This window comes from Shewanella sp. BJSY2023SW005, assembly GCF_047314585.1.
Lineage (GTDB): Bacteria > Pseudomonadota > Gammaproteobacteria > Enterobacterales > Shewanellaceae > Shewanella > Shewanella algae.
Genome location: NZ_JBKORJ010000052.1, coordinates 18211 through 30181, shown reverse-complemented (window position 1 = coordinate 30181; position 11971 = coordinate 18211). Strand labels below are relative to the sequence as shown.

7 protein-coding genes are annotated in these 11971 nt (G+C 54.8%); 1 reads left to right on the top strand and 6 read right to left on the bottom strand.

Going from position 1 to position 11971, the window contains the following annotated elements:
• Positions 1 to 175: 175 nt before the first annotated feature.
• From ACMHXI_RS15370 to ACMHXI_RS15345, 6 genes are all read right to left on the bottom strand, one after another.
• Positions 176 to 2395, bottom strand: coding sequence for a PAS domain-containing protein (locus ACMHXI_RS15370; protein ID WP_025008993.1), 2220 nt, complete (start codon positions 2393 to 2395; stop codon positions 176 to 178).
• 180 nt (positions 2396 to 2575) lie between these two features.
• Positions 2576 to 3193, bottom strand: coding sequence for a TatD family nuclease-associated radical SAM protein (locus tag ACMHXI_RS15365; protein ID WP_144161568.1), 618 nt, complete (start codon positions 3191 to 3193; stop codon positions 2576 to 2578).
• A gap of 170 nt (positions 3194 to 3363) precedes the next feature.
• Positions 3364 to 6513 (bottom strand): efflux RND transporter permease subunit, encoded by a 3150-nt coding sequence (locus tag ACMHXI_RS15360; RefSeq protein ID WP_187575496.1) that lies wholly within the window; start codon positions 6511 to 6513, stop codon positions 3364 to 3366.
• A complete protein-coding gene (locus ACMHXI_RS15355; protein ID WP_025008995.1) occupies positions 6513 to 7724 on the bottom strand; it encodes an efflux RND transporter periplasmic adaptor subunit in 1212 nt (403 codons plus the stop codon). The genes ACMHXI_RS15360 and ACMHXI_RS15355 overlap by 1 nt, the downstream gene beginning before the upstream one ends.
• A 181-nt stretch (positions 7725 to 7905) precedes the next feature.
• Positions 7906 to 9132, bottom strand: a complete 1227-nt coding sequence (srmB, locus tag ACMHXI_RS15350) for an ATP-dependent RNA helicase SrmB (protein ID WP_045283068.1) — start codon at positions 9130 to 9132, stop codon at positions 7906 to 7908.
• A 107-nt stretch (positions 9133 to 9239) separates the two neighbouring features.
• Positions 9240 to 9971, bottom strand: a complete 732-nt coding sequence (locus ACMHXI_RS15345; RefSeq protein WP_413735392.1) for a tRNA1(Val) (adenine(37)-N6)-methyltransferase — start codon at positions 9969 to 9971, stop codon at positions 9240 to 9242.
• A gap of 576 nt (positions 9972 to 10547) precedes the next feature.
• Here ACMHXI_RS15345 and brnQ point away from each other — a divergent pair.
• Positions 10548 to 11957 carry a branched-chain amino acid transport system II carrier protein gene (gene brnQ / locus ACMHXI_RS15340; protein ID WP_044735101.1) on the top strand — a complete coding sequence of 470 codons (1410 nt, stop codon included), beginning with the start codon at positions 10548 to 10550 and terminating at the stop codon, positions 11955 to 11957.
• Positions 11958 to 11971 lie beyond the last annotated feature (14 nt).

Genomic DNA, 11971 nt, shown 5'->3' with positions numbered 1-11971 from the left:
GGCCATAGAGACACATCAAGGCCAGCAAGACAGAGCCCAAAGTCAGCGGCAGAGCCGACGTGGCCAGCTAGATCAACTGTCACTGAAGTAGAATGCGACGGGCCGCGCCATGAAAAACAGCGCCGCAGACAGCAACTTGCACCGATTGACCTCCAGTATCAAAGGCAGCTGCATCTCAGAGCTGACGGGTATAGGCCTGGCAGATATTCTGCTCACCCGTCTGCTTGGCTCGTTTCAGCGCCACTTCGGCATTGCCGAGGAACTGCTCCAGGCTCTGGCCCGGCAGATAGGCGGCTATGCCTATACTGATCCCTTCTGCCAAGCCGTTTTCGCCCAAGTTGGCCAGTGCCTTGACCGCATAGTGATGCGCCTGATTGGCATCGGTTTCCGGTAGTATGATAATCAGCTTACCCAACTGCCAATGGGACATCTGATAGCTGTTGGGCAGATCCCTGAGCAGCTGCATCTCCACCTCGTGTTGGCGGTTCTCCAGCTGGCCGATATCACTCATATGGCTGAGCATGCCCTCGGGGCTGATGTCCATCAGGAGCAGACTGGCTTGTAGCTTTTCCTCTTCGGACATGGACTTGAAGTAGCGATCCAGATCCCTGAGGTTCACCAGGATGGTGCTGCGGTGCGGCACCAGATCACCACTGGCTTCAATCTTGCCTCTTGGGGTTGCCTGCTCCAGGGTGCACACCAGATATTCAATCTCGCCATCTTCATCCAGATAGCCCTTGAGCGTGGCCTGCAGGCAACTGCCGTGGCTGTGGGTGCAGAGTATTTGCCCTTGCCACTGGCCTTGCATGCTCACCAACTGGCTAATTCTCTGCCACTGGTTGCCAAGATCGTTTTCCAGCAAAGCCGCCAGGCTGTGGCTGAGATCACCGTTGAGTTGCATCAGCTTATCAAAGGCTTCATTGACCTTGAGCAACTGCCCTGAGGGCGTGGTCAGGGCGGTGGCCACATTGCTGCCAGTCAATAGCTTGCTAAGGAAGGCTTCCTGCTGGGCTTGTTTCAGTTCGCCGATATCTTCAAAGGTGATCAGCAAATAGGTTTGACTGCTGGCGTTGTAGCGGCGGATATGTAATCTGAGTTGGGCATTGTCCAGGGATTCGAGCTGCACTTCACCGCGCCACTCGCCGGCATCCGCCAACTGTTGTTTCATCGAAGAATAGAGCTCGTCTTCCAGCTGCAGGATCCGTTGCAAACTGCGATCCGGCAGCTCATCCTGCTCGAGTTGCAGAGTGCGGGCGGCAGTGGCATTGGCGCTGACGATACGGCCGCTGGGGTTGACCAGCACACAACCCAGGTTGGAGCGGAACAGGCCGCGGGCCAACTCGATACTGTTTTGTCTGGCGCGCTGTTCGAGGCGGAACATATGGGTCAGCAGAATAACCGCGGTTGCCAGAATGGTCAGTATGGCGGCGCAGGCCAAAAGGATGTTGCGCCACTGAAAGAAACGGGAGGCGATGTCGTGATTGCGGATATAGGAAAGCAGCAGATATTCGCGCTTGGTATCGTTTTGCGAAGCCAGTTGTACCTTGAGATAGACGAAGGTGGCGTCTTCTCCGTGGAATTGACCAAAGTTACTTCTGGCCATCTTGCTCCACAGTGCCGGATAGCTCTGTCTTATGCTGCTGCCCATGGTTTCAGGCAGCCTGGCCAAGGGGTCCAGATCTGAGGCGCCGGCATAAAGCAGGCCCTGATTGTCAAACAGCAGCAGAGGTGAGGCATTACTGGAGAAGGCGGGCTTTATCGCTTGCAGCATCTGCAACATGGAGTTGTAGGTGACCAGATAACCGCGCACGCTCTGATCCTGATTTTCCAGCCAGGCCAACTGGTAAATATAGGGCTCGAGGCGGCCGTCAATCGGGGCAAACTCCAATGCCGAGGTATAGATTTCCTGCCCCCCCAGATTGCGCTTGTTGCCCAGGAGTGCCGGCGGCATGGACATGCTGCCGAAGGTATTGCTGGTGGCGATACGGAACTTGCCATCGGCATCAAACAGCGCCAGATCCAGCAGTTCTGGGGTGCTGCGCTTCAGGCTGTCCCAGCTCGTCATCAGCCGTTGATATTCTTTGTGTCCCGGATTATCCAGGTACTGGCGCAGATACTCTGACTTGGCAAACATCTGGGTGCGAAACTGCTGGAAGGAGATTTTATCGGCCAGCAGGGCACCAACGGTTTGCAGCTCGCTGTATCTTTGTACCGCCCACTCTTCCTGCAGACGTCGCTCGCCCAAGGTGATCAGCACATTGGTAATGAGTATCACAGTGATCACCAGCATGCTCAGCTGACTGGCAACGGCCAGCAAGCGCTGCCGGGACCAGTGAATACCCTGAGCCGAGATAAGCAGAGGTGTGTCTTTGAGTCCGGTATTCTTTTTGAACATGGAACTGTGCTGGCTCCAGAGTGAAAATTGCGCTCATGTTAACACGAAATAACCCAGTGGGCATCGGCAGTTACCGACCGCTCACCGGGCAGTTAACACTGTGGCCCCTGAAGGCGCGAACACATCCCTATGGGGGCCTGCGCAGGTTTACAGGTCCATCTGCTTGGTGCCGCCTCTTTGCTAACCCAGCTGTCCCAGGATCCTGTGCTTGAATTGACAGCCGGCGTCTTCCACTATTTTGCGACAAGCGTCGATATCCACCCCTTCCAGGCCATCGAGTGCCGATACCTGCACCTGCTTGATGTAACGGGGAGCTTCGCGAATAAAGGCGTTGACCGCATCCCAGGAACCAGCCAGACGTGGGCGGCAGTGTTTAATGTAGCCTGATTCAGTGTCGGCATTGAGTGAGACCGACAGGGCATCGACGCACTCGGCCAGCTCAGGCAATATGTTGCGCCTATGAAACAGGTTACCCAAGCCATCGGTATTGACCCTGACCTTACCACCGCGGTGTTTGATTTCGCGGGCCACTTCCAGCAAGGTTTCGAGATTGAGCGTCGGTTCACCATAGCCGCAGAACACATATTCATCGAAACGGGTTACCTCGCCGAGCAGCGGAATGATATCGCTGCCGCGGGGGCGAACCTTGAGATCCAGCTGATACTCATGAATGCTCTTGCTGCCGTTATGCTTGGGACAGAAGCGGCATCTCAGGGTGCAGCGGCCGGTGATATTCAGATAGCGGCTGTTGCGTATGTCATAGACGAGTGTGGGTTGGCTTTGGGCTGTGCTGCTCATAACGACTCAATAAGGCATGCAGGAGATAACTTGGAGTCTAACCAAGAGCCGCAGTGAAAAATGCTAGCAGGATCAGAAAACACCCACTTAGGAGCCACACGAGATGCGGTAGAGTTGAATTTGTTGCCTGATAAGGGAAGGGAGCCTTTGGGCTCCCTTCAATCACTTACTCAGTGTTGCGACTCGTTTAACTGGGCCTCTGTCTCTTTCGGCCGCCACCACCAGTGATAAAACGCTCGGCTCTTGTGGCTCAGATCATCGAGAATGATATAGAGCATGGGCACCAAGATCAGGGTCACCAGGGTGGAGAACAAAATACCGAATGCCAGAGAGGTGGCCATGGGGATCACTATCTGTGCCTGCAGGCTGCGCTCCATTATGATGGGCACCAGGCCGACAAAAGTGGTCAGCGAGGTGAGGATAATCGCCCGGAAACGATAACACCCCGAATCTATGGCCGCTTTGACCACTGACTGACCCTGCTCACGGGCGCGGTTGACGAAGTCCACCAAAATCAATGAATCATTCACCACTACCCCGGCCAGAGCAACTATGCCGCAGAGACTGAGAATGCTCATGGACAGCCCCAGAATAAAGTGACCGAACAGCGCACCTATCATACCGAAGGGGATCACCGACATGATGATCAGCGGCTGGCTGTAGGACTTGAGCGGAATGGCCATCAAGGCATAGATAGTAAATATCGCGAAGAAGAAGCCTTGCAGCAAGCCGACCATGGCGGCCTGTTCATCCTGGCTGGCACCATCGAGACTGGCGGAAATATGGGGATATTTACGCTCGAGTTCGGGCATAAACTTCTCCTGGATCTCCTGCACCACCTTGGAGGGCTCCACTTTATCCTTGTTGGCGTTGGCGGTCACGGTAATCGCCCTGCGACCATCCACCCGGGTAATGGAAGAGTAAGATTCCCCCAGCTCCAGTTCGGCCACGGTAGAGAAGGGCACCGCCATGCCGTTTGGCGTGCGGATCATCATGTTCTCCAGGTGGCCTATGGTGCGGCGCTGCTCCAGCGGATAACGCACCATTACCTTGACCTCTTCCTTGTTGCGCAAAATTCGTTGCGCCTCATAGCCATAGAAGCCATAACGCACCTGGCGCGCCAGATCCGATAATGTCAGCCCCAGCGCTTCTGCCTCGGGACGAATCTTGAGGCGAATTTCATGGCTGCCGGAGGAGAAGTTATCGGCAATATCATAAACGCCTTCATAGCTGGCAAGCTTCTGTTTCAGTTCTTTGGCGGCCGCAGACAATTGTTCCAGATCGGTGGAGGTAAAGCGGAAAGAGATATCGCCGCCTGCATCATTGGTGCTGGCATTGATATTGAGTTTCTTCACTGCCACCAAGTCCGGCAGCTGTTTGCGCCAGGCCTCGGCTATGGTCACGCCGTCCACGTCCCTGTCTTCACCCTTGGTCAGCTCGGCAAAGATAAATGCCGAGGTGCGGCTGCTCATATTGATGAAGCTGTGCTTCACCACAGGGTAGCCGATTTCGGACTCCATCTGCTGGTTCATGGTGTAGAGGGCATTTTCAATTTTCTGCACCACATCCAGGGTGTTGAGCTCTGAGCTGCCTTCATCCATTTCCAGATTGACCTGGATAAAGTCGGACGGAATATCCGGGAAGAACACCCAGCGCACCTTGCCACTGGTGACCATGGCGACCGACAGAATAAGCACACCGATAAAGCCCGCCACCAGGGTATATCTGTGGGGGATCATCCGCTCCATAAAGTTGCGGTAACTGTGGTGGATAAAATGCTGCACTTTTTCGTTGAAGGCGCGCTTGAAGCGGCCAAATGGCCCAGGGTTGGGATTGGGTTTGCTGGGCTTCATGTGCGCCAGGTGCGCCGGCAGAATGAACTTGGACTCCACCAGCGAGAAGGCCAGGCAGAGGATCACTATCATGCCGATGGATTTCCAGATGATCCCCATGGGACCTGGCACCATCAACATGGGGATAAAGGCGGCAATTGTGGTCAACACACCGAAAGTAGCGGGCATGGCGACCTTCTTGGCACCGCGGATCACATTGGTGATCGAGTGGCCGTGACGCTCAACCTCGGTATGGGCACTCTCGCCTATGACTATGGCATCATCCACCACTATCCCCAGCACCAAAATAAAGGCGAACAGAGTCAACATGTTGATAGACAGGCCAAAAGGTTCCATCGGCATCAGTGCCATGGCACCGAGGAAGCACACAGGCAGCCCCAGCATGACCCAGAAGGCCAGTTTCAGATCCAGGAACAGCGCCAGGATAATGAACACCAGCAAGGCACCCATAAACATGTTGGACAGCATCATGTTGAGGCGGCCCTTGAGATAGTGGGTCAGGTCGCCCCAGTAGTCCAGCTTGGCGCCGCTGGGCAGAGTGGCTTGACGCTCGGCAATAAAACCTTTGACCTGATCGGCAATCGCCAGGGCGTTTTGATCGTCTATGCTGGTGATCTCTATGATGGCCGCCGGCATGCCGTCGAAGCGGGTGTACTCGAGCCGCTCCTCAAAGTCATCCTTGATCTCGGCCACCATGGGCAGCATCACCCGGCTGCCATCAGCGCGAGTGCTGACCACTATGTTGGCAAAGTCATCTCCCGTGTAGGCCTGGCCCTTGGTACGCAGCAGTATGTCACCGTCCTGAGCCCGAATTGAGCCACCGGGCAGATCTATCGAAGTGTTTTGTACTGCCTGCGCCACCTGAGTGAAGGTGAGGCCGTACTCTCTGAGCTTATCTTCCGAGACTTCGATACCGATTTCATAGTCGCGCACCCCGGTCACTTCGGCACGAGTCACCGCCGGCAGGTTGGTGATCTCATCACGGATCTCCTTGGCCAGCTCTTTCATGTCGTGCAGTGTCATGTCGCCATAGACAGACACCCAAATAACGTTGTTTTCCGGCTTGATCCGGTAGATATCCGGCTTTTCGATATTGGCCGGAAAAGTCGCGATGGCATCGACCCTGAGTTTGGCCTCATCCAGCACCTCTTTGGCATCATAGCCGTCTTCCACCTCTATGGTGACAGAGCCCACGCCTTCGCTGGCAACCGAGGTAACCTTCTTGATGCCGCTGATGTCCTGAATCGCTTCTTCAATCTTGATGGTGATCCCTTCTTCAATCTCCTGCGGCGCTGCGCCTGGGTAGGCGACAGAGATCCGCAAATAGTTGAGTTCGAAGCTGGGAAAGACCTCTTTATTGATCAGAAAGGCGCTGAAGATCCCACCGATAAGCAGGATCCACATCAAGAGGTTGGCGGCAACATTGTTGCGGGCGAACCAGGCAATGATTCCTTTTTCCTGCTCCATCAGAGTTCACCCGCCGCAGCCAGACGCTGTTCCTGAGTTTCATCCTCTTCGCTGTGGGAAGCGTCTTTGTCTTTGCTGTTGGCAACCCGCACCAACTGACCATTGGTCATATTGTTGAGATTGGTCTTGGAGATTCGCTCGCCATCCTTGAGGCTGTCTTTGATGTAGACATACTCAAGATCTGTGCGTACCACGTTGACGTGACGCATCTCTATCTTGTTGTCCTTGTCTACCACGGCCACATGCTGATTACGCACCATATACCTTGGCAGTTTCACCAGGCCATCGACGGTGCGGCCCTTGATCACGGCGTTGACAAAGCTGCCGTATTTCAGCGGCAGTTGGCCGGTCTGTTTCTGCTTTCGCAGATAAGGATCCTGCACTTCGGCCACCAGATAGACCATGCGGTTATCCGGATCTATCACCCCTTCACTGCGCACTACCTTGCCGGTCCAGGTCACGGTTTTACCCGCCAGGGCGGCGCTCAGGGTTACCTGAGTCTCAGGGTTGTCCACCGACTCCAGATAGGCCAGGTCTTTGTTGGCCAGCGGCAGGCGCACTTCGGCTACAGCCGTGTCGTACAGCTCACCCAGATTGGTGCCTATGGAAACGTACTGCCCCAAATCGACACTGCGGGCGCGCACTATGGCATCGAAAGGTGCCCGGATAACGGTGCGTTCCAGGTTGCGCTTGGCTCTGGCGAGTGCCGCTTCGGCATACTTGACGTTGGCTTGCTCTTTCTTCAACTGAGGAACCCGCAAGCCAAGCTCGGGTGGCATACCGTTGTCATAACCGCTGAATTCTATCTTGGCGACTTCGCCGCGAGCGATTTCTTCATCCAATGCTGCCTTGGCCTGGGCCAGAGTGGCCTGAGCCTGCATCAGGTCGGCCTCATAGTCAGAAGGTTCTATCACCGCCAGTTCATCGCCTTGATGCACCACGCCACCGGCCACAAAGGCCGGGGCTATGCTGAGGATACGGCCCTGAACTTCACTGACCAGCTGAGTCTTGTACTTGGGAGTCACAGTGCCGTAAGAGGGCAGGTTGAGTGACATTGTCTGTTGTTCGACCTGAGTCACGTCGACCACAGGCAGCGGGATCTCTTCCGCTTTTTGCTCCGGCTCCTGCTTGGTCATCATCAGGAGTTTGGCGCCGAGTACGGCGACCACTATGATGAGCAGCGGCGCTATTCTTCGGAAAAATGTCTTCATATTCTTCTGCATATCCATGCTGGAGGCTTAATCTGAGCTTAAATTACCAGACAAGCAGCGGCCAATAAATGTGTTTTTGTAAATAAAATGTGTCAAAAGCTGTCGGCGGCGGGAGGGCTGTGAGGCAGGTAACAAAAAAAGGACCCAAAGGTCCTTTTTAAACGAGAAATTAAGTCGAAGCTTATTTTTTCTTCTTCTTTTTCTTGCTGTTTTTGGCACTGGCATCCTTGGCTTTGACCTTTTTCTTGGTCGGTACCTTGGCTTCTTTGTGCTTGGGGCGCAACTCTTCGATGACTCGCCGTTTCAGCTTTTGCTCGATATAGCGCTCAACTTTGCTGAGGATCCGCATATCATGGGCTTCCACCAGAGAGATGGCTGTGCCCTTGGCGCCGGCGCGGCCGGTGCGGCCTATTCTGTGCACATAGGCATCGGCAGAGCGGGGCATATCATAGTTGATCACATGGGTGATGCCTTCGATATCTATGCCGCGAGCGGCGACATCGGTAGCCAACAGCACTTTGACTTCACCCTTGGTGAAACGACCCAGAGCCTGGAAACGCTTCTTCTGCTCCATATCGCCGCGCATAAAGGCGGCCGGGATCCCGGCCTGCAGCAACAAACCCTCGAGGCTGCTGACCACTTCGCGGGTCTTGCAAAAGACGATGGCGCGCTTGGTTTCTTCCTGATTGAGCAGGTGACACAAGAGAGCGAACTTGTGCTCCTTGTTGTCGGCCAGGTGGATCCATTGATGGATCTTGGCTTTTTCGCTGCGTGGCGGTTCGGCCTCCACCAACACAGGATCGTTGAGCAACTCAGTGGCAAAACGGCGCACGCCGCTGCCTTCCAGTGTGGCGGAGAACAGCATGTTCTGCTTACGTCCCTGCGCTTCTATGGCTATGGTCTGCACTACCTGGGAGAAGCCCATATCCAGCATGCGGTCGGCTTCATCTATGATAAGCAGTTCCACTTCGGTGGCTTCAAACTTGCGCTTCTCAAGATATTCGAGCAGGCGGCCCGGGGTCGCCACCAGAATATCCAGGTTACCGGCCAGGGTTTCTTCCTGTGGGGCGTAAGGGACGCCGCCTGTGATTATGCCAATCTCCAGCCCAAGACCGGTCGCCAGATGGCAGGCATATCTGTGAACCTGACTGGCCAGCTCGCGGGTCGGGGTCAACACCAGTACTCTGGCCTGGCCGGGACGACGGCGGGGGAAGTCAATCAGATGTTGCAGTGCCGGCAGCAGGAAACTGGCGGTCTTACCTGTGCCGGTTGGGGCATGGGCAAGAATATCCCGTTGCTCCAGCGCCAAAGGCAGAGCCAATTGCTGAATACTGGTCGGGGTCTTGTGGCCCATGGCTTTCAGTGAATCCAAAAGCCTGTGGTCCAGATCGAAATCTTCAAATAGCATGGGGAGCATCTCAAACAATAATGCGCGGGAGTATACCTTGTCTGGGGTGCCGTGCACAGCTTGTCGCTTGGGAAGCTGAGAATAAGTCCCTTGCAACCGGCAACGGCTTAGAGTTTCAGGTAAAAATCCCGGGTCAGTTGTGCCATAGCCTCCGAATAGCGGCCGTCTGCTTCTCTTATGTAGAGGGAGGAATGAGCTTTTGGCGCGGCAACCGCCTCGCCTTCCTTGGCATGTTCAAGCAGCAGTAACTCTCGGTTACTGGGCTTTTGAGGCGTGCTGCTGACACTGACCCGCGCGGCCAGTCGCAAGCCTGCCTTTATTGCGGCGCACGCAAATCTGTCCAGGCTCTGAACAGGCAGAATAAGGCTCGCCTGTCCCTGTGGCTTGAGTAATTGCTTTATCGCCACACACAGCTCGTCAAAGTTCAGATGCTCTGTGTGTCTCGCTATGGCTCGTTTGGGGTCATCCGAGCGTGGGCCGGTTTCGAAATAGGGTGGGTTGCAGAGTATATGGTCGAACAGCGCTGAGTCTGCCAAGGCATGTTCATCGCAATAGGCCTGAATTGAGCCTTGATACAAAGCGAGTCTGCTCGCCCAGGGCGAAGCCTTGAAGTTGGCACGGCTTGCATGGGCCGCGCTGCTGTCGAGCTCAACCGCCAGTATCTCTGCCTCACTGCGCTGCGCCGCCATCAGACTCAGTAAGCCGCTGCCGGCCCCTATGTCCAGCACCCGCTTGGCCCCGGTCAATGGCGCCCAAGAGCCCAAGAGCACCCCATCTGTACTGACCGGCATACCGCAACCGTAATCTTCGATATGAAATGCCTTGAAACTGAATGCCATTGAGTGCTCAACCTCCCAAGCAGAATGCTTGGCGGGGATTTTATCCCGAAAGAGTCATCATTCGCCAAGGCTTTGGCGCCGTTTTGTTTCGGTCTGGTTCATACTTTGGCAGGGGATGCTGCTAACTTTAGGCTGGTGATGCTGGACAAGTGTTAAAGGTCGTACCAGCAAGGGCGTTGGGGAGTCGACAAATGTTTGCAAAATGCTACGCCTGTTGCCTCAATTGGGGCTGGGTGTGACCTTGAACAACTTTTTCTCATCCTGAGTTTTGCATCTGTTGTGTTTTTAGGCTGCTGTTTGGTTGGCTTATTGCGCACTTTAAGAGGGGCTGGTATTAGTGTTCCCCCTTAATTCGCGGCATTCTGCGAATTAGATCAAGGTAAAACAGTTTTAGGATAAGCAAAGCAGCGAAAACCCCCTGCCATTTGTTCATAAACTCGCCAAGAATAGGCCAAATTTACCACGGATATCTGTAATAAAGGCTTTACACTCGAGTAGGGCGAGCGCGACGGCTATTATTTCAGCTATAGCTAAAAATGTTGCAATCACTTAAGTTTATTAGAAAAACATAACAAGATGGGGCATACAGTGCACAAGACTCAATTGACACTTGGTGACACCCTGGGCCTGGGATTCATGACCTTTGCGTTTTTCCTGGGGGCGGGCAACCTGATTTTTCCTCCTTTTGCCGGGCAGTTGGCCGGCGAAAACATGCCAATGGCCATGATTGGCTTTTTGATTACCGCCGTGGGTTTGCCGCTGGCCGGTTTGATAGCTGTGGCCAAGGCGCAGGGCAAGGTGATGAAGCTGTTGCCGGCCTTTGCCGCGACCGCTCTGGCAGTCGCTATCTATATCATTATTGGCCCAGCATTCGCGGCGCCTCGTACCGGTCTGGTGGCCTATGAGATTGGCGCGCTGCCTTTTATTCAAGACCCTGCATCGGTAGTGAACATTCTCGGGCTTGAGCTGAACAAGCCTCAGTTGCTCTACACTCTGGGATTCTTTTTGGTGACCATGCTGCTGGCACTGTTTCCCGGCAAACTGATGGATAGCATAGGCAAGGTATTGACCCCAGTGCTGATTCTGCTGCTGATGGGGCTGGCAGTGTCCGTTATCTTGCTGCCCGGCAGCGAAGTACCGGCCGCCAGTGGTGACTATATCAAGCACCCACTGACCAAAGGCATTATCGAAGGCTACAACACCATGGATACCCTGGCATCCTTGATGTTCGGTATGCTGATTATCGATATTTTGCGCAACAAGGGCGTGTCTGAGCCTGGCTTGCAGACCCGCTATCTGGTGCGCGCTGCGCTGGTAGCCGCCGCTGGTCTGGCATTTGTGTATGTGTCGCTGTTCTTCCTCGGTGCAACCGCAGGTGATATGGCCAAGGGCGCCGAGAGCGGTGGCCAAATCCTCACCAACTATGTGACTCACGAATTCGGTGATATGGGCATTATCCTGTTGTCCACTGTGGTGACTCTGGCCTGTTTGACCACGGCTGTGGGGCTGGTGAGTGCCTGCTCCGACTTCTTCCAGGAGTTGATCCCGGGCGCCACTTATCGCTTTCTGGTGGTGCTGTTCAGCGTGATCTGTGCCGTGGTGGCCAACGTAGGCCTGACCCAGCTGTTGGCTATCAGTATTCCTGTGCTGATGACCATCTACCCTGTGGCTATCGCTTTGGTGTTGGTGACCTTCCTGACGCCTTATTTCCGCAATCCGAAATTTGCCCACAGACTGGCGCTGTCGGTGGCCTTGTTCTTCGGAATTTTTGATGCCCTTAAGGTGACAGTGGCTTCACTCAAGCCGCTGACCCAAGTGGCCGAGCCCAACAGCTTGCTGCTGGCATTTGTGTCCGGGGTTGAAAGCCTGGCCCCTGTGATGTCGGCGTTGCCTCTCTACGAAGAGGGCATGGCCTGGCTGCCACCCACCCTGACAGTGATGATTATCTGTTTGTTTGTCAGCCCCAAGGCGGCACAGGCTGTCTGAGTAGCTGGAGTCCA